Source organism: Halomonas sp. WWR20, from assembly GCF_054602495.1.
Genome location: NZ_JBTRHR010000006.1, coordinates 87,564 through 109,296, shown reverse-complemented (window position 1 = coordinate 109,296; position 21,733 = coordinate 87,564). Strand labels below are relative to the sequence as shown.

General features: G+C 60.9%; 17 protein-coding genes and 7 tRNA genes. 18 read left to right on the top strand and 6 right to left on the bottom strand.

Annotated features, from left to right (window positions below):
- The first annotated feature begins 149 nt into the window (after positions 1-149).
- From ACW4DH_RS12675 to ACW4DH_RS12665, 3 genes are all read left to right on the top strand, one after another.
- Positions 150-5,003, top strand: a complete 4,854-nt coding sequence (locus ACW4DH_RS12675; RefSeq protein ID WP_459636756.1) for an NAD-glutamate dehydrogenase — start codon at positions 150-152, stop codon at positions 5,001-5,003.
- A 190-nt stretch (positions 5,004-5,193) separates the two neighbouring features.
- Positions 5,194-6,297, top strand: a complete 1,104-nt coding sequence (locus ACW4DH_RS12670; protein WP_459636755.1) for a hypothetical protein — start codon at positions 5,194-5,196, stop codon at positions 6,295-6,297.
- A 94-nt stretch (positions 6,298-6,391) separates the two neighbouring features.
- Positions 6,392-7,402, top strand: a complete 1,011-nt coding sequence (locus ACW4DH_RS12665) for a quinone-dependent dihydroorotate dehydrogenase (protein ID WP_459636754.1) — start codon at positions 6,392-6,394, stop codon at positions 7,400-7,402.
- Between the two features lie 97 nt (positions 7,403-7,499).
- Here ACW4DH_RS12665 and rmf read toward each other — a convergent pair whose 3' ends face one another.
- Positions 7,500-7,709: a ribosome modulation factor gene (gene rmf, locus ACW4DH_RS12660; RefSeq protein WP_459636926.1), complete on the bottom strand. Its 210-nt coding sequence runs from the start codon at positions 7,707-7,709 to the stop codon at positions 7,500-7,502.
- 243 nt (positions 7,710-7,952) lie between these two features.
- Between rmf and rlmKL the strand changes: the two genes are divergently transcribed.
- On the top strand, positions 7,953-10,127 hold the full coding sequence (gene rlmKL / locus ACW4DH_RS12655; protein WP_459636753.1) for a bifunctional 23S rRNA (guanine(2069)-N(7))-methyltransferase RlmK/23S rRNA (guanine(2445)-N(2))-methyltransferase RlmL: 2,175 nt from the start codon (positions 7,953-7,955) through the stop codon (positions 10,125-10,127).
- Complete coding sequence (locus ACW4DH_RS12650; RefSeq protein WP_459636752.1) at positions 10,124-10,456, top strand: glutaredoxin family protein; 333 nt, start codon at positions 10,124-10,126, stop codon at positions 10,454-10,456. The genes rlmKL and ACW4DH_RS12650 overlap by 4 nt, the downstream gene beginning before the upstream one ends.
- Before the next feature lie 11 nt (positions 10,457-10,467).
- Here the strand turns inward: ACW4DH_RS12650 and ACW4DH_RS12645 are convergent, their stop codons facing one another.
- A complete protein-coding gene (locus ACW4DH_RS12645; protein WP_459636751.1) occupies positions 10,468-10,746 on the bottom strand; it encodes a hypothetical protein in 279 nt (92 codons plus the stop codon).
- A 244-nt stretch (positions 10,747-10,990) separates the two neighbouring features.
- Between ACW4DH_RS12645 and pdxB the strand changes: the two genes are divergently transcribed.
- A complete protein-coding gene (pdxB, locus tag ACW4DH_RS12640; RefSeq protein ID WP_459636750.1) occupies positions 10,991-12,142 on the top strand; it encodes a 4-phosphoerythronate dehydrogenase PdxB in 1,152 nt (383 codons plus the stop codon).
- Positions 12,143-12,234: 92 nt separating this feature from the next.
- On the opposite strand, the gene htpX is transcribed toward pdxB, so the two are convergent.
- The 4 genes from htpX to msrB all read right to left on the bottom strand — a co-directional run bounded on the left by htpX (position 12,235) and on the right by msrB (position 16,082).
- Positions 12,235-13,137: a protease HtpX gene (gene htpX, locus ACW4DH_RS12635; protein ID WP_459636749.1), complete on the bottom strand. Its 903-nt coding sequence runs from the start codon at positions 13,135-13,137 to the stop codon at positions 12,235-12,237.
- A 128-nt stretch (positions 13,138-13,265) separates the two neighbouring features.
- On the bottom strand, positions 13,266-14,492 hold the full coding sequence (locus tag ACW4DH_RS12630; protein WP_459636748.1) for a pyridoxal phosphate-dependent aminotransferase: 1,227 nt from the start codon (positions 14,490-14,492) through the stop codon (positions 13,266-13,268).
- A 137-nt stretch (positions 14,493-14,629) separates the two neighbouring features.
- Positions 14,630-15,601: a ribosome biogenesis GTPase YlqF gene (gene ylqF / locus ACW4DH_RS12625; RefSeq protein ID WP_459636747.1), complete on the bottom strand. Its 972-nt coding sequence runs from the start codon at positions 15,599-15,601 to the stop codon at positions 14,630-14,632.
- 82 nt (positions 15,602-15,683) lie between these two features.
- Entirely contained in the window at positions 15,684-16,082 is a 399-nt protein-coding gene (msrB, locus tag ACW4DH_RS12620; protein WP_459636746.1) for a peptide-methionine (R)-S-oxide reductase MsrB, read from the bottom strand.
- A gap of 219 nt (positions 16,083-16,301) precedes the next feature.
- Here msrB and ACW4DH_RS12615 point away from each other — a divergent pair.
- The 12 genes from ACW4DH_RS12615 (at position 16,302) to ACW4DH_RS12560 (ending at position 21,406) form a co-directional block, all read left to right on the top strand.
- Positions 16,302-16,377, top strand: a tRNA-Glu gene (locus tag ACW4DH_RS12615).
- A gap of 24 nt (positions 16,378-16,401) precedes the next feature.
- Positions 16,402-16,476, top strand: a tRNA-Gly gene (locus ACW4DH_RS12610).
- 86 nt (positions 16,477-16,562) lie between these two features.
- A tRNA-Glu gene (locus ACW4DH_RS12605) sits at positions 16,563-16,638 on the top strand.
- 43 nt (positions 16,639-16,681) lie between these two features.
- Positions 16,682-16,756, top strand: a tRNA-Gly gene (locus ACW4DH_RS12600).
- A gap of 86 nt (positions 16,757-16,842) precedes the next feature.
- Positions 16,843-16,918 (top strand) — tRNA-Glu (locus ACW4DH_RS12595).
- Between the two features lie 60 nt (positions 16,919-16,978).
- Positions 16,979-17,053, top strand: a tRNA-Gly gene (locus ACW4DH_RS12590).
- 391 nt (positions 17,054-17,444) lie between these two features.
- Positions 17,445-18,407 (top strand): ABC transporter ATP-binding protein, encoded by a 963-nt coding sequence (locus tag ACW4DH_RS12585; RefSeq protein WP_459636745.1) that lies wholly within the window; start codon positions 17,445-17,447, stop codon positions 18,405-18,407.
- Positions 18,404-19,177, top strand: a complete 774-nt coding sequence (locus tag ACW4DH_RS12580) for an ABC transporter permease (RefSeq protein WP_459636744.1) — start codon at positions 18,404-18,406, stop codon at positions 19,175-19,177. Before ACW4DH_RS12585 ends, ACW4DH_RS12580 begins: the two co-directional genes overlap by 4 nt.
- Positions 19,178-19,179: 2 nt before the next feature.
- On the top strand, positions 19,180-20,013 hold the full coding sequence (gene queF / locus ACW4DH_RS12575; protein WP_459636743.1) for an NADPH-dependent 7-cyano-7-deazaguanine reductase QueF: 834 nt from the start codon (positions 19,180-19,182) through the stop codon (positions 20,011-20,013).
- 101 nt (positions 20,014-20,114) lie between these two features.
- Positions 20,115-20,675, top strand: coding sequence for a nitroreductase family protein (locus tag ACW4DH_RS12570; RefSeq protein WP_459636742.1), 561 nt, complete (start codon positions 20,115-20,117; stop codon positions 20,673-20,675).
- 36 nt (positions 20,676-20,711) lie between these two features.
- A complete protein-coding gene (locus ACW4DH_RS12565) occupies positions 20,712-21,224 on the top strand; it encodes a YiiD C-terminal domain-containing protein (protein ID WP_459636741.1) in 513 nt (170 codons plus the stop codon).
- A 94-nt stretch (positions 21,225-21,318) separates the two neighbouring features.
- Positions 21,319-21,406, top strand: a tRNA-Ser gene (locus ACW4DH_RS12560).
- Positions 21,407-21,733: the final 327 nt, after the last annotated feature.

Sequence of the window (21,733 nt, the reverse complement as noted above, 5' to 3'; positions counted from 1 at the left end):
ACTATGATGGGGTGGAACGAGTCGCTGGAGTAAGCTCTCAGACAAGGCGCGGCAGTGGACCGTGCCGGACATCTTTCGGTCGCTGGGTTCTGCACGCAGGCAGCGTCTGCCGTGTGGTTCCTTTGTGGCCTGTGCAGCCGAGGTGATTGATGCAACACGTTGCGATCGAGGGCAAGGCGGAATTCCTTGCCCAGCTCAAGGAACAGCTGACGAAACGTCTGCCCGAGGAGAAGGTGAAGCCGATCATTGTCTTCGCCGAAGCCTTGTATGCCAACGCGCCTTTCGAGGAGGCCGCCGACCGGCGCCTCGAGGACATCTACGGTGCGACGCTGGCGGCCTGGCATTTCATCCAGTCCAATGATCCCAATGTGGCCAAGGTGCGCGTGTTCAATGCCGATTTCGAGGAGCATGGCTGGCAGTCACCGCATACCGTCGTTGCCGTATTGCATGAAGATATGCCGTTTCTGGTCGACTCGGTACGCATCGAGATCAATCGTCGCGGGTTGATGGTCCATGCCATGCACAACTCGGTATTGGCCGTGGAGCGCGACGCCAATCATCAACTCAAACGCGTTACGTCGATCGAGGCCGCAGATGCACCCGCCGGGCGCGAGTCGCTGATTCTCATCGAAGTGGATCGACACTCCGATGCCGAGGTGCTCGATGAGTTGGAATGCAGCCTGCGCGACGTATTGCTTGATGTGCGGGTTGCGGTAGAGGATTTCGAGCCGATGCGCGACCAGGTATATGCCGCACTCGAAGAGATCCGGACGACGCGTCCCGAGCCAATCGAGGCGGACGATCATGCCGAGGCCGCAGCCTTTCTCGAGTGGTTGCTCAAGGATCATTTCACCTTCCTCGGCTATGACGAATACGAGGTGGTGGAAGAGAACGGCCAGGAGCAGCTGCGCCAGATCAAGGGTAGCGAGCTTGGAGTGTTCAAACTCGACCAGCCCCGCTATCACGAGCGCATCCATGGACCGCAGGATATCGAGAGCGACCAGTACGTGCTGGTTCCCGAGCTGATCTCGTTTGCCAAGAGCGCCTATCATGCGCGCGTGCATCGCCCGGCCTATCCCGACTACATTTCCGTCGATCGCTACGATGCCGGTGGTCGGTTGATCGGTGAACGGCGCTTCTTTGGACTGTACACCTCGACGGTATACAACGAGACGCCCCGTCACGTGCCAGTGCTGCGCAAGAAGATCAATGCGGTGATCGAGGCGGCGGGCGTCAGTCCCAACGGTCATAACGGCAAGCAACTGCTGCAGATTCTCGAAGTCTACCCGCGCGATGATCTGTTCCAGATCACCACCGAGGAATTGGCACGAACCGCCTTCGCGATTCTCAATCTCCGCGAACGCCGTCGTGTACGTTTGTTCGTGCGCGAGGATCGGTTCGGCAAGTTCTACTCCTGTCTGGTCTTTGTGCCGCGCGACGTGTTCTCCACCGATTTGCGCGTGCGTATCCAGAATCTACTGTGCGAGGAACTCGACGCCACCTTCGGTGATTTCAACACCTACCTCTCCGAGTCGGTGCTGGCACGCATCCAGTTGATCCTGCGCTTCAATGGCGATGTGCCGGCGGACTACGATGTGCGGCGTCTCGAGCACAAGATCGCGCAGATCGCCCGTAGCTGGCGCGACGAACTGCAGACCGCCATGCTCGAAGGTTTTGGCGAGGAGCAGGCCAACCGGCTAATGAACATCTACCGTGAGGCGTTTCCCGGCAGCTACCGCGACGACTTCACGGCACGTACCGCCGTCTACGATATCCAGCACATCCATGAGATAGAAGAGGGCGAACCGATCAGCCTGAGCCTGTATCGGCTGGTCGAGAATGACGACGAGGGGGTCAATCTCAAGCTGTTCCACCGTGACCACCCGGTACCGCTGTCGGATATTCTGCCGGTCATGGAAAATCTTGGGCTGCGAGTGATCAGTGAACGGCCCTACGAAATCCAACGCGCCGATGGCAGCTTCTGGATTCATGATTTCGATCTCGAGCACCGCAGCCGCGAAGTGGTCAATCTGCAGAAGATGCGCGACATCTTCATCGAGGCTTTCAAGCGTATCTGGATCGGGGAGGCGGAGAACGATCCCTTCAATCGGCTGGTCATCGGCGCCAACCTGGGCTGGCGCGAAGTGGCCATGCTGCGTGCCTATGCCCGCTATCTGAAACAGGTCCGCATTGGCCTTTCCCAGCGGTATATCGCCACCACGCTGACGGCCTATCCCGACATTACCCGGGAGCTGGTGACACTGTTCGCCCTGCGTTTCGACCCTGAACGCCAGGACGATGGCAGCGGTGATGGCGAGAGCGCCGTGGAGCAATGTATCGCCAAGCTCAATGGTTTGCTCGATCAGGTCGCCAGCCTCAACGACGACCTGCTCATTCGTCGCTATATCGACCTCATTCAGGCCACGCTACGTACCAACTATTACCAGCCACGCGAGGATGGACAGGCCAAGGATTACATTGCCTTCAAACTGGAGCCGGGCAAGATTCCGGACATGCCCAAGCCGCGTCCGCTATTCGAGATCTTCGTCTACTCGCCGCGTGTCGAAGGCGTACATCTGCGCGGTGGCCGTGTCGCACGCGGCGGGTTGCGCTGGTCGGATCGGCACGAGGATTTCCGCACCGAGGTTCTCGGCCTGGTCAAGGCGCAGCAGGTCAAGAATTCCGTCATCGTGCCGGTCGGCGCCAAGGGCGGCTTCATCTGCAAGCGCATGCCCGATACGGCGAACCGTGACGCCATCCAGCAGGAGGCCATCGCCTGTTACCAGATTTTCATTCGTGCCCTGCTCGACATTACCGACAACCTGTCGGGCGGCGAGGTGGTGCCGCCGCGCTCGGTCATTCGACATGACAGCGACGACCCCTATCTGGTAGTGGCGGCCGACAAGGGCACGGCGAGCTTTTCCGATATCGCCAATGCCATCTCGCTGGAATACGGCTTCTGGCTGGGGGATGCCTTCGCCTCCGGCGGGGCGCATGGTTACGATCACAAGAAGATGGCGATTACCGCACGGGGCGCCTGGGAGTCGGTCAAGCGACATTTCCGCGAGATGGGGCTCAACACCCAGGAAGACGAATTCAGCGTGGTGGGTGTCGGCGACATGGCGGGAGACGTGTTCGGCAACGGCATGTTGTTGTCCGACAAGATTCGTCTGGTGGGGGCCTTCAACCATCTGCATATCTTCATCGATCCCAACCCGGATGTGGCCAAATCCTTTGCCGAGCGCAAGCGACTGTTCGAGCAGCCGCGCTCCAGCTGGGAGGATTACGATGCGCAACTTATCTCCGAAGGGGGCGGCATCTTCAAGCGCAGCGCCAAGTCGATTCCCATTTCGGCGCAGATGAGGGAGGCGTTCGGCATCACGGCCCACAAGTTGGCCCCCAACGAGTTGATCCGCGCCATGCTGCAGGCGCATGTCGATCTGCTGTGGAATGGCGGAATCGGCACTTACGTCAAAGGACATACCGAGTCGCATGGCGATGTTGGCGACAAGGCCAACGATGCCCTGCGTGTCGATGGACGCGACCTCAACTGCCGGGTCGTCGGCGAGGGCGGCAACCTGGGCCTGACCCAGCGTGGACGCATGGAAGCCGCCAGGCAAGGCGTCCGGGTCAATACCGACTTCATCGATAACGTCGGTGGCGTGAACTGCTCCGACCATGAGGTCAACATCAAGATCCTGCTCGACGATATCGTCAAGTGCGGCGACATGACCGACAAACAGCGCAATCGGATCCTTGCCGAGATGACCGAGGAGGTCGCCGAGCTGGTCATTCTCGACAGTTATCGTCAGACCCAGGCACTGTCACTGTCGGAAATCCTGGCGCAGGAGGGGATGGGGCCCTATCGGCGCTTCATCAACGAGCTGGAAGCCGCCGGTAGCCTGGATCGTGAACTGGAGTTCCTGCCCAGCGACGAGGAACTCATCGAGCGCTCCAACGCTGGCGAAGGGCTGACATTGCCCGAGCTTTCGGTGCTGATCTCCTACGCCAAAAGCACCCTGAAAAGCGATCTGATCTCTTCCGAGGTGCCCGACGATACCTATATCCAGCAGTACATGGCGCGAGCCTTCCCGCGTTCGTTGGTCGAGCGTTTCCCGACGGAGATGTACCAGCACCGCCTGAAACGCGAAATCGTCGCGACCCAGGTCTCCAATGATCTGGTCGATCATATGGGTGTGGCGTTCGTGCGTCGTCTGCGCGATGCCGCCAACGGGTCGCGAGTCGATGTCGCTCGGGCCTATATCGTCGCTCGCGACAGCTTCAATCTGCCGGACTTGTGGAACCGTATCGAAACACTGGACTATCGCGTCGCAAGCCAGGTGCAGTACCGCATGATGCTGGATCTGATGCGCCTGCTGCGCCGGGCCACGCGCTGGTTCTTGCGCCATCGGACCGGCATGTCGACTCAGGACAGCATTACTCACTTCGCGCCCCGTCTGATCCAACTGCAGGAGAATGTCGGTCAGCTGTTACGCGGCGAAGAGCGCCAGGACTGGGAAGCGCGGCGTGACGAGCTTGTCGAAGCGGGGGTCCCTGACGACTTGGCAAGTATCACCGCCGCCGCCGGGAATCTCTATGCCGGACTGGGGATCATCGAGGCGGCCAAGGCTACCGGGGAAAATATCGAGCGCGTCGCCGAGGTGTATTATGAAATCGGCCACCGTCTGGAACTGCCGTGGATGACCGCGCAGGTCAATGCCTTGGTTGTGCAGGACAGTTGGCAGGCTCAGGCCCGCGAGACGTTCCGTGACGATCTCGACCGCCAGCAATTGGCATTGACGGTCAGCGTGTTGCACATGGATGGCGATTCGCAGGAAGCGCAGGCTCAGGTGGCGCAGTGGCTGGAGCGCCACGCCAATCTGGTCGAGCGCTGGTGCGCGCTGCTCAATGAAGTGCGCTCCGGGGCGCAGTCGAGCTTTCCGCTATTTGCCGTGGCGGTACGCGAACTGGTCGACCTGGCGGAGAGCAACGGCGGCAGTTGAGAAGACCCATCGCAGGGTAGCCAGCCGCCACAAAGCCCCGCTCGGCGGGGTTTTGTGGCTTCACGGCCTGGATCGGCAAGGCAGGTTGATGCCTTGTCCCAGTGGTGTGAATAACCCGATAAGGCGTGACGGCGGAGCTGTCTGGTATGCTGTTCCCCGTTTCCGGTTCGCAGTCATTGAGAGAGGCCCCATGAAGCATCGTGCGTTCTGCATTGTCACCCTGAGCCTGGGATTGGCGAGTGTCTCGTCGCTGTCCCTGGCGGATGAAAGTCCCGCCCTGCAACGTGCGCGCGAAGCCGCGAAGCAGACCGATATGACCCGGTTCTTTACGTCGCGCAGCGATGCGCGCAGCCAGAGCTTTCTGTTTGGCGGCACCCAGGAGCATCCTTTCAGCGTGGAAAAGGCTGGCCGCTACGTCTTTGAAAGCACCACGCTGCCCGGCGACTCCAATGACTACCATATCGAAGCCACGCTTCTGGATGATCAGGGCGAGGTCATCGCCACCGAGGAGGGGCTCGGCCAAAGCGGTGGCCTGCATCTCGAGCAATCGTTGGAGCCGGGCGATTACGTTTTACGGGTGAAGGCCAACAAGTTCGGCACTTCCAGCAGGCAAGGCAATTCCTATGTCATCGAAGTGGCAGGTCTCGATGATCGCGGCGAGCGCTTGTCCACCGAACAGAGCGGTATCGAGGGCGGCGGCAGTGGCATCATGTTCGGTGGGCCGGGACGCGATGGCCGGACCACTGCCTTTGTCGACCATAGCGACGAGGTGGCAACGATTGCCGCGCCACGTCACGCCGGCGATACCGCAAGCAACGCCGAAGCCTCGACGAATACGGCGGCCACGGCATCGGGGGCTGTAGCAGGTGCCTCGACGGCGATGGAAGGTGGCGCGCAAGGCCAAGGTACGGCGCAAACGGCGGGCGAGACCCCCAAAGCCCAGACAGAGTCACCATTACCCAGCGCCTTTGATGAAATCGTCGCCGATATCAGGATTCGCGAGCAGGGTGAAGTGTTGAGTTTCGACGTGGCTGAGGCCGGCACGGTGTCCATCGCCAGTTCGACCTTCCCTGGCAATGAGGGCACCTATCGGCTCGAAGCGCGCGTGCTGGACGCCGATGGCAATGTCGTTGCCAGTGACAAGGGCGAAGGCTTCTCGGGTAACTTCGATATCGAGACCGAGTTACAGCCTGGGCGTTATCGCGTCTGGGTCAGTGGTCAGAAGTTCGGCTCCGCGATGACCGGGGTCAACAACTACACGCTGCGGGTCCAGCAGCTCGATACGACGCCCTGAGATACACGTCGCATGCCGCCCCGGCCGTAGGCATCGTCGCCTGCGGCCGGTTGCGCTATACTCCTTCGCCGATTGTCCCGCCGCCGAGAATTTCATGTACACGCTTGCCCGCTCGATTCTGTTCCGCCTCGATCCCGAAACGGCCCATGGGACGACGCTGACAGCGCTCGATCTTGCGCATCGGCTTGGCGTGGCCAAGGCCCTGGCGGGTGGGGCAAGCAGCGATCCGGTCGAGCTGATGGGATTGCGTTTCCCCAATCGGGTCGGGCTCGCCGCCGGGCTCGACAAGAATGCCGACCACCTCGATGCCCTGGGGGCGCTGGGATTCGGCTTTGTGGAGGTAGGTACCGTGACGCCTCGGCCCCAGGCCGGCAATCCCCGGCCTCGGCTGTTCCGATTGCCCGAGCGCCACGCCATCATTAACCGCATGGGCTTCAACAATGCCGGTGTCGATCATCTGGTTGCCAACGTGCAGAAAAGCCGCTATGCGGGGATCGTCGGTATCAATATCGGCAAGAATCTGACCACGTCGGTCGAGCGGGCAGTCGATGACTACCTGACCTGTCTGAGCAAGGTGCACGCCCATGCCGGCTATATTGCGGTCAACATCTCTTCGCCCAATACGCCGGGATTGCGCAACCTGCAATTCGGCGACCATCTCGATGCTCTACTTGGCGCGCTGAAACAGGAAAGCGAGCGACTGGATCGCATCGCAGGCCGGCACGTGCCACTGGCGGTAAAGATTGCCCCCGATATGAGCCTGGAGGAGGTCGGGCTGGTATCACGCACACTTGCGGCCAACGCCATCGATGCGGTCATCGCCACCAATACCACCGTCTCCCGTGAGGCGGTGGCGGGCTTGAGGCATGCCGAGGAGGCGGGCGGACTCTCGGGGGCACCGCTGTTCGAGGATTCCACTCGCGTCGTGCAAGAACTGCGTCGGTTGTTGCCCGATATGCCGATCATCGGCGTCGGGGGCATCGACAGCGGTGAGGCGGCCCGGACCAAGCGGGATGCCGGTGCTGACCTGATCCAGCTGTATTCGGGATTCATCTATCGCGGTCCCGCGCTGGTGGGCGAATGTATTCGTGCCTTGGCGAGGTAGGAGGAGATGCTAGACGGCGCGACCATAAAAAGGCCCGCCATAGCGGGCCTTGGAGTCTTTCGCGGGGGATGGCCCCCGATGAATCGTGGTGATCGCATTACATCAATGTCGTGGGGTTCTTGTGAATGCCGGAAACACCTGTCAGCCCGGCCCATTGATCCCCGCGTCCTTCGCGCCAACCGCTCATCCAGTATTCGCGAAGATTGATTTCCTGACTGGGGCAGTCATCCCGGGAGCGGCCGGTAACGCCTGCTTTGTAGCCATGCACAAAAGCACGTTGGAAGCGATCACGTTTCTGTCGTTTCATCGGAAGAATGACCTCTTTGAAGATCCGAGTTGGGAACGAATGTCTCTCCATACCCTCAGAAGCCATTTGGCCTCGTCAGGCATGTCACAATGTCCGGACAGAAAACGCATGCGTATACAGTAGCTACCCTATATATCTTTAGCCCAACGCTAGCCAGCCTGTCGACCAACGATTTGGCATAAGCGCTATAACAAATAGACATTACAGGAATATGTCCGACGTATGACGCCGGGATGAAGCTGCATGAATGATACCCAAGCGATTGAAAAGTTAAGCTTATTCGTTACCTGCCCGCGTGGAATCGAGATGCTGTTGGCCGATGAGCTGGCGGCGCTGGGGGCAGACGTTTCCGGCACTACGGTGGCAGGAGTCCATGCCTCGGGAACGCGTGAGGTGGCCTACCGCGCCTGTATGTGGTCGCGCCTGGCCAATCGGGTCATCCTGTGCCTGACCCGCGCGGAGGGCATCGAACGTCCTGAAGCCCTGCAGGCCCAGACGCGGGCCATCGAGTGGGCCACGCACTTGCCTGAAGGCAAAACCCTGGCGGTGGACTTCCACGGCCAGTCCGAACATATCCGCCATACCCGCTTCGGGGCGCAGACCGTCAAGGACGGTGTGGTTGACGCCTTGCGTGAGGCGGGCCGTGGGCGCCCCAACGTCGATCTGCGCGAGCCGGATGTCCGCCTCTATGCTCACCTGCACCGGGGACGGCTAACGCTGGGTATCGATCTTTCGGGGGCCAGCCTGCATCAGCGTGGCTACCGGCGTGACCCTGGCCACGCACCGCTCAAGGAGAATCTGGCGGCGGCACTGCTGGTGCGGGCCGGCTGGCCGGAGCGGGCCAAGCGCGGCGAGCCGCTGGTCGATCCCTTGTGCGGCTCGGGAACGCTATTGATCGAGGCGGCACTGATGGCTGCCGATATTGCGCCGCAGCTGTCGCGGGAGCGTTTCGGGTTCGAGTCCTGGGCCGGACATGACCCACAGATGCTGCAGGAGCTCAAGCGCGAAGCTGAAGCGCGGGCCGGCTTCGGCCGGCGCCGGGTTCGGTCCCGGCTGTTCGGCTACGATCAAAGCCCCCAGGCGATCGCTGCCGCCAAGGCCAATGCCATGCGCGCCGGTATTCCGGCAATGATCGAATTCACGGGAGCGTCGCTCAGCCAGTTGCGTCTACCGCTGGAGATGCAAGGCGCCGAGCCGGGGCTGGTGATCACCAACCCACCCTACGGTGAGCGGCTGGGCGAGCTGCCCGAGCTGGTACCGCTTTATGCCGATTTGGGTGCCCGGCTGCGCGAGGGGTTTCCCGGTTGGCAGTTGGCGTTGTTCACCGGCAATCCCGATCTGGGCCATCGCACCGGCTTGCGCGCCGAAAAGCAGTATGCCTTCAAGAACGGTCCGTTGGACTGCAAGCTGTTGTTGATCGCCGTGCCCAAGACCGAGGACGGCGCTGCGTCGACTGCGCCGGCGCGGCATAGCGAAGGCGCGCAGATGTTTGCCAATCGATTGGAGAAGAACCGCAAGAGGCTCAGGAAGTGGCTGAAGCAGTCCGGCGAAAGCTGTTATCGGCTCTACGATGCCGATATGCCGGAGTATGCGCTGGCGGTGGATGTCTACGGCAACCGGGTACATGTTCAGGAGTATGCGCCGCCCAAGTCGGTGAATCCGAATCAGGCCCAGCGGCGTCTGCTCGACGCTCTGGCGGTGATTCCCGAGGTGCTCGGCGTACGTCCCGAGGATGTGCATTACAAGCAGCGAGAGCGTCAGAGCGGCAAGTCGCAATACTCGCGTCAGGACACCAGCGGCGAGCGTTTCGAGGTTCGTGAGGGGCCGGCGCGGCTGTGGGTCAATCTACGCGACTATCTGGATACCGGGCTGTTTCTCGATCATCGTCCGGTGCGCCGTCTGCTTGGCGAGATGGCGTCGGGTAAGCGCTTTCTCAATCTGTTCTGCTATACGGCCACTGCCACGGTGCATGCCGCGCTGGGCGGCGCCACGGACAGCGTCAGTGTGGATCTTTCCAACACCTACCTCGACTGGGCGCGGGACAATTTTGCGCTGAACCGCCTCGATCCCCGTCGGCATCGCGTGGTGCGCGACGACTGTCTGCGCTGGCTGGAAACCGCCGGGAGCCATTTCGACCTGATTTTCATGGATCCACCGACCTTCTCCAACTCGAAGAAAATGGAGTCCACGCTGGACGTGCAGCGCGACCATGGCCGCCTGGTGCGCCTGGCCATGTCACGTCTGGCGCCGCAGGGCACGCTGGTGTTCTCCAACAATCAGCGCCGCTTCACGCTGGACCGTGATCTCGGTGAGCATTACGCGGTGGAGGATATTTCGGCGCGGACCTTCGATCCCGATTTCGCGCGCCGTTCAGATATTCATCATTGTTTCCTGATTCGCCATAAGGCGCGCACATGAGTTCCTTGACGCTTTACACCACCTTGGGGTGTCATCTCTGCGAGCAGCTCGAGGCGCATCTCGCCGAGCATGGCAAGCCTGAGATAAGCGTGGAGAAAGTCGAAATCAGTGAAGATCCGGCGCTTGTCGCGCGCTATGGCGAGCGGATTCCGGTGCTGGCCGACCGCGCGGGTCATGAGCTTGAACGAGGGTTCGAACATCAACGATTGACCCCCTGGCTGGCGGCACGCGGACTATTGCGCGATGCAGGGGACGAGCGGCATTCCGGCGAAGCGACACGGCCGGCCATGGGCCATCATCTGCGCCGCGGCCGGCGTTATTTGAAGTAGGGGCTCGCGCGTCAGTAGCCGAGCAGCGATAGCTGACGCATGGCGTCGCGGGCCTCGGGGGCGTCGTCCTGGGTTTCGAGGACCTTGCAAAAGCCTCGCGAGGCCTGGATGTGGTTGACGTCCTCGACCCACATCATGGCCTGCTCGAAGCTGTCGGCGAGCTGGTGCTTGAGCCCGCCGAATTGGGTGCCGATCTGCCCCCAGGCGCGGCTGAATATCCAGTCGCCGAACATGTCCTGATGGACATGGATCAGCACGTAGTCATGCTCACTTTCCCAGCGGACGATCACGGTAGCTCCTGCGTGAGAGTGGATAAAGTATCCGCAACCATGCCGCCTTGGCGGCCATGGCTTCAAAAGGCTCGTAGCCCCCTTGTACACTGCGGTGGACTCGCCAAGCCTGACTGGAGGTAACGGTCGGCTTCGCCAGAGCTGCCGCCTCGGCTAACGTGGGGCGTAGCGTGCGCGGTGGCTTGTCAAAACGAACGCCATTTTAACTGCCTCCGGCAGTTGAACAAGGAGAGATGACGTCATCATGCGCATCTTGGTGGATGAAAACATACCCTTGGCCGAGGAATTCTTCGGTGAGCTGGGGGAGATTACCCGCCTGCCTGGCCGGGCGATCACGGCGGATGCCGTACACCCGTATGACGTACTGCTTGTACGCTCCATCACGCGGGTCGATGCGGCACTATTGCACGGCTCCCGGGTACGCTTCGTGGGGACTTGCACCATCGGCACCGACCACATCGATACAGCGTATCTGGCACAGCAGCGCATCGGGTTCGCCAGTGCCCCGGGGTGCAATGCCGACTCGGTGGTCGACTACGTCTTGTCGAGCTTGCTACTGCTGGCCGAGGAGGAGGGATTTTCGTTATCCGGCAAGACGGTAGGTATCGTCGGCGTGGGTAACGTAGGCCAGCGGCTTCATGCACGCCTCGACGAACTCGACGTCAACTGTCTGCTCTGCGATCCGCCACGTGCCGAAAACGAAGGTGCGCAGGGTTTTGCCGACCTCGACAGCGTGATCGAGCGCGCCGATATCCTGTGCCTGCATACGCCGTTGATCGAGAGTGGACCGCATGCGACCTATCATCTGATGAACCGCGAACGCATCCAGGCGTTGAAGCCCGGCTGCGTGCTGATCAACGCCGGACGTGGCGCTTGTCTCGACAACGCCGCACTGCGCGAGCGTCTGCAGGCGCATAACGATCTACGCACCGTGCTCGACGTCTGGGAGTGCGAGCCGGACATCGACGAGACGCTGTATACGCTGGTGGATATCGCCACGCCGCATATCGCCGGTTACAGCATGGATGGCAAGATGCGTGGCACCGAGATGGTTTACCAGGCGGCGATGCGTTACTTCGGCCTGCCGGCCCGCAAGAAGCTCGGCCAGCTCAAGCCTGAACCCTGGCTGCGCAAGATCGTGCTCAACAACTGGGCGCCGCCGCTGGAGGCGCTATCGCTATGCGCTCGGGCCTGCTACGACGTGCGCCGCGACATGCTGGCGTTCGATCATTATCGCCGACGTATGGGCATGGCCGCCGGTTTCGACGCTTACCGTGCCGAGTACCCAACGCGCCGTGAGTTTTTCACGCTGCGGGTGGAACTCACCAAGAATGCGGCGGATCTGCGCGAGGCGCTCGAGGGTTTCGGCTTCAACCTCAAGTTGGCCAGCAAGTAGCGCTTACTCACCGCTACCGCTATCGCTACCGCGTAGAAAAACAAGACCCGCCGAATGGCGGGTCTTGGCGTTAAGGCAGTGGCCGTCTGACGTTACTGACGGTAGGCGGACTCCTTGAGCGCACGGATGCGATCGTCCAGCGGCGGGTGACTGGCGAATAGTCGCTCCATGATCTTGCGGGTCTGGCCGGTAGTGATCGCGAAAGCCGTCAAGGTATCCGGCATCTGATCGGGTAACTGGGTTTCGGCCTTGAGCCGCGCCAAGGCGTTGATCATGGCGCCGCTGCCGGCGAGCTTGGCACCGGCGGCATCGGCGCGATACTCGCGAAAGCGCGAGAACCAGGCGACGATGATCGAGGCGACTAGGCCGAAGACGATCTCGGCGACGATGACCACCGCAAAATACCCCATGAAGCCCAGGCCGCCGCCATTCTCATCGCGACGCAGAAAGCTATCGAGCAACTGGGCGACCACTCGCGCGAAGAACATCACAAAGGTATTGAGCACGCCCTGAATCAGCGCCAGGGTGACCATGTCACCGTTGGAGACGTGGCCGATCTCATGCGCCAGTACCGCGCGGATCTCCTCCGGCCGCATGCGGTTGAGCAGCCCGGCGGAGACCGCGACCAGGGCATCGTTCTTGTTCCAGCCGGTGGCGAAGGCGTTGGACTGCTGAGCGGGGAAGATGGCCACCTGGGGCATACGGATACCCGCGTCACGCGACAGTTCGCCCACGGTATCGAGCAGCCACTGTTCGGTGGCGTCGCGCGGCTGTTCGATGACCTGCGCCCGCGTGCTCATCTTGGCCATGGGCTTCGACAGGAACAGCGAGACCAGCGAGCCGGCCATGCCGAATACGAAACAGAAGATCAGCAGGCTGTTCATGTTCAGCCCGTTGGCGTTGAGATACGGCTCAACCCCCAGCAGACGCAGGGTAATGCTGGCTACCAGCACCACGGCGAGGTTAGTCGCCAAAAACAGGATGATTCGCATCATCGAAGGAATCCCTCGGTCGTCAGGAAATAGATCGGTTTGTTGGGCTCTTAGATACGTGCAGAGCCGTTAGGTTTCAAGCGGGCCATGACGACGAGCGTTTAAATGGCCCGCTTGACAGCGTGGCGGGATTATTGGCGATAGCGTGACAAAAACCGCGCGAAGCGATCCAGCGCATCCTCAAGCTGTTCGGCCCAGGGTAGGGTGACGATACGCACGTGATCGGGTTCCGGCCAGTTGAAGGCCGTGCCCTGGACCAGCAGAATCTTCTCCTGCAGGAGAAGATCGAGCACCAGTTTCTGATCATCCTGAATGTTGTAAACCTTGGGGTCGAGCCGCGGAAAGGCATACAGCGCGCCCTGAGGCTTGGTACAGGAAACCCCGGGAATCGCATTGAGCTTCTCGAAGGTAATGTCGCGTTGGGCGAGCAGCCGGCCCCCCGGCAGTACCAGATCGTTGATCGACTGATAGCCGCCGAGTGCGGTCTGGATGGCATGCTGAGCCGGGACATTGGCGCACAGGCGCATCGAGGCCAGCATGGTAAGACCCTGAATGAAATCGGCAGCGCGCTGCTTGCCGACATTGCCCGAGAGAATCATCCAGCCGGAACGAAAACCGGCGCAACGATAGCTCTTCGACAGGCCGTTCATGGTCACCACTAGCTGATCCTCGTCGGCCAGCGCCCCGGTGGAGGCGTGTTCGATACCGTCGTAGAGGATCTTGTCGTAGATTTCGTCGGAAAACACCACCAGGTCGTGCTGGCGGGCGATCGCCAGCAGTTCCTTGACCACTTCGGGGGGGTAGACCGCCCCGGTGGGGTTGTTGGGGTTGATCAGCACGATTGCCTTGGTGTGGCTGGTGATCTTGTCGCGGATATCGGCGAGGTCCGGTGCCCAGCCGGCCTGCTCGTCGCACATGTAATGTACGGGGTGGCCACCGGCGAGGTTGGCGGCGGCGGTCCATAGCGGATAGTCGGGAGCGGGAATCAGCAATTCGTCGCCGTCGTTGAGCAGCGCCTGCATGGCCATGACGATCAGCTCGGAAACGCCGTTACCGATATAGATATCCTCAACGCCGACACCGGGAATGCTCTTGCGCTGACACTCTTGCATGATCGCCTTGCGCGCCGAGTACAGCCCCTTGGAATCGCAGTAGCCCTGGGCCGTCGGCAAGTTGCGCATGACATCCTGCAGAATCTCCTCCGGGGCTTCGAAGCCGAAGGGTGCGGGGTTGCCGATGTTGAGCTTGAGAATGCGCTGACCCTCGTCCTCGAGGCGCTTGGCATGATCGAGTACCGGGCCGCGGATGTCGTAACAGACATTGTCGAGCTTGTGCGATTTCCTGATCGGAGTGTCCATGGAGTTTCCGTATGCTGCGCAGCCGTATGGGAAGTGACGCGTTGTGTCTCAAACGTTGTCGGGGCGGGCTGCACGCCGTCCATCAGAATACCTTGGCATAGGCGGCGTGCAAGAGCGGAACGGTGTGGCGCAAAGATTTATTCTCCGCTGACGTTTTCTCCGGCTCGCGGCGTATCGTTTTCCGCGTCTTGCGGCTCGGACACGGGAATATCCTGCGGTGTCTCCAACGTCAGGCGGCCGAGCTTGCCGTCGCGCATCTCGTGCAGCAGGACTTCGGCACCGCGATGCAGGTCGGGTTCGCCGCCCGGGCGCAGCCCGCCGCGCTTGCGCGCTACTTCCTTGACGATCGCCTGACCATCGAAGCCGGCCAGTGCCAGCAGATCCACCCGCTGGGGGCCGTCGGCTTCGACCTTGTCGGCCTCGGCGTGAGGCGTGTAGGGCGGTAGCTCGCTGAGCTTGTAGCGGGTCTGGAGCGCGTCGGGATAGCGCTTGGCCAGTTCGGCGGCGGCCACCATGGCGACATCGAGATAATCGATAGCGGTGTCGCGGATCGCGCCGCTGGCTGCCAGGCGGTAGGCGCTGGCCTGATTCTCGATCTTCGGCCACAGTACGCCGGGGGTGTCGGTCAGGGCGATGCGGCCCTCGAGGCGGATCTTCTGCTGGCGCTTGGTCACCGCCGGCTCGTTGCCGGTCTTGGCGATCTTCCTGCCGGCCAAACCGTTGATGAGCGTCGATTTGCCGACATTGGGAATGCCCATCACCATGACCCGGACGTCACGATCGGCGCGCACCTGTCCGGCCAGTTCATGACAGAGCTTGGGGATGCGCTTGAGTTCGCGGGCATCGGTAGTCGTCACCGCCAGCGCGCGCGTGCCGGGCTGGGCGTCGAAATACGCGACCCACGCCTCGGTCAGTGCTGGGTCGGCCAGGTCGGCGCGCGAAAGGATCTTGAGCACCGGCTTATGCTCGGTCAGCTCGGCGAGCATGGGGTTGGCGCTGGAGTAGGGCAGGCGTGCGTCGAGCACCTCGAGCACTACGTCGATCTCCGGCAATGCCTCCTTAATCTGGCGGCGCGCCTTGTTCATGTGTCCTGGATACCAACCTAACATGCCGCTTCCCTCTGCCTATGCGAACGGCCGGCCATTCTAACAGAAGCCTGGCCGGCCGATGCAGGTCATTGCTGGGGCAGGGTTACTCCGCGGGACGAAAATCCAGCGCCACGGAATTGATGCAGTAGCGTAGACCGGTCGACTCGTGAGGGCCGTCGGGAAATACATGCCCCAGGTGGGCATCACAGCGACGGCAGGTCACCTCGATACGCCGCATGCCATGAGTCGTGTCGAGGTGTTCTTCCACGCTGGCATCCGCCAGGGGGCGATCGAAACTTGGCCAGCCACAGCTGGACTCGAATTTATGTTCGTTCTCGAATAATGGCGCACCGCAACATACGCAGTGGTAGAGCCCCTGTTCCTTGCTGACCTGATAATCCCCGGTAAACGGACGCTCGGTGCCTTTCTCGCGGGTCACATGATACTGCTCGGGGGTGAGCTGCTCGCGCCATTGGGCATCGCTTTTCTCGATCTTGCTCATACTTCCTCCTAATACCGCCACGCGGTAGATTCACGGCCTCATTGACGGTTACACTCTTGTGGTGACGTTAGCCCATAAAATCCTCCGAGGCCATGGGCTTCCAAGACTTGCCCTGTCAGGGGCAAGCAAGGGTGGCGAGTATCGACACGACTCGGTGCTTGACAGCAAAAGCCGCGCTCAGTACCATACGCGCCACCTTGATGAGGCAAGCGGCATTGCGTCCCATTCGTCTAGTGGCCTAGGACACCGCCCTTTCACGGCGGTAACAGGGGTTCGAACCCCCTATGGGACGCCACCTCACCTTATCGGGTACCGGAGTGCGGGAATAGCTCAGTGGTAGAGCACAACCTTGCCAAGGTTGGGGTCGCGAGTTCGAATCTCGTTTCCCGCTCCATATATCGTTTGGCAGTGGTAGGGCAGGCAATGAGGGTCGCGAGCTGGAACGCCAGCCCGGTCGGATCACGTTTTCCGCTCCAATGCGTCCCATTCGTCTAGTGGTCTAGGACACCGCCCTTTCACGGCGGTAACAGGGGTTCGAACCCCCTATGGGACGCCACTTTCCGGTAAGTCAGGTTGTATGCCAGAATATGGCAAGTACTGCGGGAATAGCTCAGTGGTAGAGCACAACCTTGCCAAGGTTGGGGTCGCGAGTTCGAATCTCGTTTCCCGCTCCATATATTGTTTGGCAGCGGTTAGGGTAGGCAATGAGGGTCGCGAGCTGGATCGCCAGCCCGGTCGAATCTCGTTTCCCGCTCCATGCGTCCCATTCGTCTAGTGGCCTAGGACACCGCCCTTTCACGGCGGTAACAGGGGTTCGAACCCCCTATGGGACGCCACTTCGTCATGTTTTTCAGCGCAAGCTGAACGAGTCTCTGAACTCGATCTCTCTTCGTGATGCGGGAATAGCTCAGTGGTAGAGCACAACCTTGCCAAGGTTGGGGTCGCGAGTTCGAATCTCGTTTCCCGCTCCATGCACCGCTTGGCAGCGGCAGAGTAGGCAGCGAAGGTCGCGAGCTGGAACGCCAGCCCGGTCGGATCTCGTTTCCCGCTCCATGCACCGCTTGGCAGCGGCAGAGTAGGCAGCGAAGGTCGCGAGCTGGAACGCCAGCCCGGTCGAATCTCGTTTCCCGCTCCATCCCTCCAGTCCGCTCTGACAAATGCATTTCGCTACGGCAATCTCTGCTCCTTCGCTACGTCAATCGGTGATTCCGCGGGCTTGCAGCAAACTCGGCGTTGATTTTTTCGTATTTGCCCGCATCATCTATGTCCTTTCGTATTGCTTATTTGGCTAACGGTCCTTTCTGAGGAAACGGCTCCTTAAAATGGCCAGTGGCTTCTTCGGCTGATAAATAGGTGCGCTTGATGGCGGAACCGGCACTCTCCATTCGTGGACTGACCAAGGTCTACGGTAATGGCTTTCATGCTCTTAAGGGCATTGATCTCGATGTCGCCCAGGGCGACTTTTTTGCGCTGCTTGGCCCCAACGGGGCAGGCAAATCCACCACGCTGGGTATCGTGTGCTCGCTAGTCCAGAAAACGGCGGGCCAGGTCAAGATTTTCGGACTCGATATCGACCGGGAGTTTGCCAAGGCGAAGTATCATCTGGGCGTGGTCCCTCAAGAATTCAATTTCAATCAGTTCGAGAAAGTCGAGGATATCGTCCTCACCCAGGCGGGCTATTACGGCATGCCGATGAAGGAAGCCAAGCCCCGCGCCAAGCAGCTGCTGACCGACCTCGGATTATGGGACAAGCGCAAGGGGGGTGCCCGGATGCTTTCCGGCGGCATGAAGCGACGTCTGATGATCGCGCGGGCGCTGATCCACCGGCCCCGATTGCTGATTCTCGACGAGCCCACCGCGGGGGTCGATATCGAGTTGCGACGCAGCATGTGGGAATTCATGCGCCGCATCAATCAGGAAGGCACCACCATTATCCTGACCACACACTACCTCGAAGAAGCCGAAAGTCTGTGTCGCAACATCGCCATCATCAACCATGGCGATATTGTGCAGAACACCAGCGTGCGGGAGCTGTTGGCCAAGCTCGATACCGAGACCTTTCTGCTCGATCTGGCTCGCCCGGTACACGAAGCGCCCATGCTCGACGGATTCGAGGTCAGTAAGGTCGACGATGCCCAGCTTGCCCTGGCGGTAAAGCGCGGCCAGCAGCTCAACGATGCTTTTGCCCAGCTGTCCGCGCAGGGCTTCACGGTGACGTCCATGCGTAACCGCGCCAACCGCCTGGAGGAAATGTTCGTATCGATGGTCGAGAACGCCAACATCGAGAGCGGTAGAACCGCCCAGGTCGCGGAGGTACGTTCATGAACGCCTGGCAGACCTGGATTGCGCTGTGGACGATGATCACCAAGGAAGTGCGCCGCTTTACGCGTATCTGGCCGCAGACTCTGCTGCCGCCCTCGATCACCATGGCGATGTACTTCATCATCTTCGGTAACCTGATCGGTTCGCGTATCGGCGAGATGGATGGCATCAGCTACATGGACTACATCGTTCCCGGCCTGATCATGATGTCGGTGATCACCAACAGCTACTCCAACGTGGCCTCGTCATTCTTCTCCAACAAGTTCCAGCGCAGCGTGGAGGAGATGATGGTGTCGCCGATGCCCAACTGGGTCATCCTGGCCGGATTCGTCATCGGCGGCATGGCTCGCGGTCTGGGGGTCGGCATCATCGTCACCGTGGTATCGATGTTCTTCACCGATCTGTCGATTCATCACCCGCTGGTCACCCTGAGTGTGGTACTGATGACTGCGGCATTGTTTTCGATCGGCGGCTTCATCAACGCGCTGGTGGCGCACAAGTTCGACGATATTTCCATCGTGCCGATCTTCGTGTTGACACCGTTGACCTATCTGGGCGGGGTATTCTACTCGATCAACATGCTGCCGGAGTTCTGGCAAGGCGTGTCGATGGCCAACCCCATCCTGTACATGGTCAACGCATTTCGCTACGGCATCCTCGGCGTGTCCGATATCGCCGTGGGCGGTGCGCTGGTGACGATCGCCGCCTTTATCGTCGTGTTGTTCGCTATCGCCTTGTGGATGCTGGACCGCGGCAAGGGGATCAGGAGCTAGACATGAGCCATCGACCCGAGACACTACTGGATGCGCCGCTGGGCCGGGAGTCCGCCTACCCCGAGCGTTACGATGCGGGCTTGCTTTATCCGATCCCGCGCGCTGCCAACCGAGCGCCGCTGGGGCTTGTCGATCATGAGCTGCCGTTCATCGGTGAGGACGAATGGCACGCCTTCGAACTCTCCTGGCTCGACCCCAAGGGCAAGCCGGTGGTGGCGGTAGCGCGTTTTCGCCTGCCGGCGGCCTCGCCCAATCTGATCGAGTCCAAGTCGTGGAAGCTCTATCTCAACAGCTTCAATCAATCGCACTTTTCCAGCCGCGAACAGGTCGCCGAGACGCTGCAGCGCGATCTCTCCGCCGCTGCCGGCGCGAGGCTGGATATCGCCCTGTTCGATGTCGACGACGAGGCGCTGATGCCGCGCCGTCTGCCCGGCGAGTGTCTGGATCATCTCGATATCGAGATGCGCGACTACGCCCCCGACCCTGGTCTGATCCGTGTGGGTGAGGAGGTCGTCGAGGAAACGCTCTACTCGCATTTGCTCAAGTCCAATTGCCCGGTCACCGGCCAGCCCGATTGGGGCAGCGTGATGATTCGTTATCGCGGCCCCAGGCTCGAGCGTGAAGGCCTGTTGAAGTATCTGGTCTCCTACCGCCAACACCAGGACTTTCACGAGCACTGCGTGGAGCATCTGTTCGTCGACCTGATGGACCGCGCCAGGCCCGAGCGCTTGTTGGTGCTGGCCCGTTACGTGCGTCGAGGCGGGCTGGATATCAGCCCCTGGCGCGCCACGCCCGGTGAACGTCCTCCCGAGCCGATGCGTCTGGCGCGGCAGTGATGTCTATCTGCGCTGTTGCCTGGGCAGGCGGCGACAGCGCAGTGAACGTGTTAGAGTGAGAAGGATTCTCGATTAAGTTTGAGCAGGAAAGGAGATCTCTCTTGGACGCAATGACGCTACTGCACGAACGCAGCTCGATGGGTAAGCTATCAGGACCGCCCCCCGATGCCGAGCAGCTCGACGCCATGTACCGCGCCGCCCTGCGTGCGCCGGACCACAAGGAACTCACGCCGTGGCGCTTCATCGAGTTTAGTGGGGAAGGGCTGGATCGTTTGGGCGACCTGTTCGCCGAGGCGGAGCGCAACAAGGATCCTCAAGCGGACGAAAAAGCGCTCGACTCGGTGCGCAAGAAGCCCAAGCGGGCGCCGATGATCATCGCGGTGATCGCCAAGGTAGTGCCGGACCTTCCCAAGGTACCCCCGATAGAGCAGGTCCTTTCGGCAGGATGTGCTGCCCAGAACATCCTGCTGGCCGCCCAGGCGCTCGGACTTGGCGGTATGTGGCGTACCGGTACCTTTGCCTTCGACGAGACCGTGCGCACCGGGCTAGGGCTCGACAGGGACGATGAAATCGTCGGCTTCCTCTATCTCGGCCATCTCGGCGGGCGGCATAAGCCGGTACCGAGCCGTGACCCCAGCGACTATGTCGAACGCTGGACCTGATCCCATGCGCGCGGGCCGGCGGAGTACCAGACACCGATGAGACAGCCGGGTGTTGCCTATCCACGCTTGGCGCTGCCCCCGGCGGGGCAGGAGGAAGACCTTGTTGCGTTTGGCGACTGGCTCGAACAGGCGATTCCGCTTGTCGGTCAGCTCGGGTTGAACGGCATGTGCTGGGAGAAGGACACCTTGGTTTGGGATCTTTCCCTAACCCCGAATCTCAACGACAAGGGGACGGGATTCGGCGGTGCGCTGACGGCGCAAACCACTCTGATCGGCTGGGCCTGGACCACGCTCTGGCTGCGTGCTCATGGGCGCGTTCAGGATGTGGTCGTCGCCGAGGCGCGCCAACGCTTCCTCGCACCGGTGACGGCTGACTATCGCTTGGCTTGTAGCCCCGTGGAGACTGCTGCCGCGATGCGTCTTATGGAAAGCCTCACGGCCAAAAACCGGGGACGTATCGTGCTGATGCAACGTGTGTACTGCGGGCACCAGCTCTGTCTGGAAGCCGAAGGCAGCTATGCGGTACTGCCTGTCAGAGATAATGCCTGAAACAGGAAAATGGCTTGCAAACCGCAGCTTAGCTCGTTACCATTTGCGCCGTTCTGAAGGGCAAGCAGCACGCGAGCCGGCAGAGCGAGAATGCGGAGAGGTGTCCGAGTGGTCGAAGGAGCACGCCTGGAAAGTGTGTAAGTCGAAAGGCTTCGAGGGTTCGAATCCCTCCCTCTCCGCCAAGAATTCCGAAGGGGAATCAAGCATTTAGCTTGGTTCCCCTTCTTCGTATCTGGCTGTAGGGGACGATTCTGGGAATATATCTGCGAAAGCCTATAGGTCGAGCAGCTTCTCAATCGTCTGCGGAACGTCCTGTCCATTGGCTTAAACCATTTTCATCGCACTGCTGGGTCATGTCGGCCTTAGTGGCGCCGCTTCTCGGGGCTGCGTATACGAACGCATCGCCCTGGGTCTCGGTGAGTCTGCAGGTCATCCATCCACGGAGTAGCTGATGTAATGCGCTGCCTGGGGCGTATATGGGCGTTCGTATCAAAGAGATCCAATGCAGT

Bases quoted from the DNA above. Each gene is read 5' to 3' on its own strand.
- ACW4DH_RS12675 (WP_459636756.1), top strand. From the start codon at position 150: ATGCAACACGTTGCGATCGAGGGCAAGGCGGAATTCCTTGCCCAGCTC.
- ACW4DH_RS12670 (WP_459636755.1), top strand. From the start codon at position 5,194: ATGAAGCATCGTGCGTTCTGCATTGTCACCCTGAGCCTGGGATTGGCG.
- ACW4DH_RS12665 (WP_459636754.1), top strand. From the start codon at position 6,392: ATGTACACGCTTGCCCGCTCGATTCTGTTCCGCCTCGATCCCGAAACG.
- rmf (WP_459636926.1), bottom strand. From the start codon at position 7,709: ATGAAACGACAGAAACGTGATCGCTTCCAACGTGCTTTTGTGCATGGC.
- rlmKL (WP_459636753.1), top strand. From the start codon at position 7,953: ATGAATGATACCCAAGCGATTGAAAAGTTAAGCTTATTCGTTACCTGC.
- ACW4DH_RS12650 (WP_459636752.1), top strand. From the start codon at position 10,124: ATGAGTTCCTTGACGCTTTACACCACCTTGGGGTGTCATCTCTGCGAG.
- pdxB (WP_459636750.1), top strand. From the start codon at position 10,991: ATGCGCATCTTGGTGGATGAAAACATACCCTTGGCCGAGGAATTCTTC.
- htpX (WP_459636749.1), bottom strand. From the start codon at position 13,137: ATGATGCGAATCATCCTGTTTTTGGCGACTAACCTCGCCGTGGTGCTG.
- ACW4DH_RS12630 (WP_459636748.1), bottom strand. From the start codon at position 14,492: ATGGACACTCCGATCAGGAAATCGCACAAGCTCGACAATGTCTGTTAC.
- ylqF (WP_459636747.1), bottom strand. From the start codon at position 15,601: ATGTTAGGTTGGTATCCAGGACACATGAACAAGGCGCGCCGCCAGATT.
- msrB (WP_459636746.1), bottom strand. From the start codon at position 16,082: ATGAGCAAGATCGAGAAAAGCGATGCCCAATGGCGCGAGCAGCTCACC.
- ACW4DH_RS12585 (WP_459636745.1), top strand. From the start codon at position 17,445: ATGGCGGAACCGGCACTCTCCATTCGTGGACTGACCAAGGTCTACGGT.
- ACW4DH_RS12580 (WP_459636744.1), top strand. From the start codon at position 18,404: ATGAACGCCTGGCAGACCTGGATTGCGCTGTGGACGATGATCACCAAG.
- queF (WP_459636743.1), top strand. From the start codon at position 19,180: ATGAGCCATCGACCCGAGACACTACTGGATGCGCCGCTGGGCCGGGAG.
- ACW4DH_RS12565 (WP_459636741.1), top strand. From the start codon at position 20,712: ATGAGACAGCCGGGTGTTGCCTATCCACGCTTGGCGCTGCCCCCGGCG.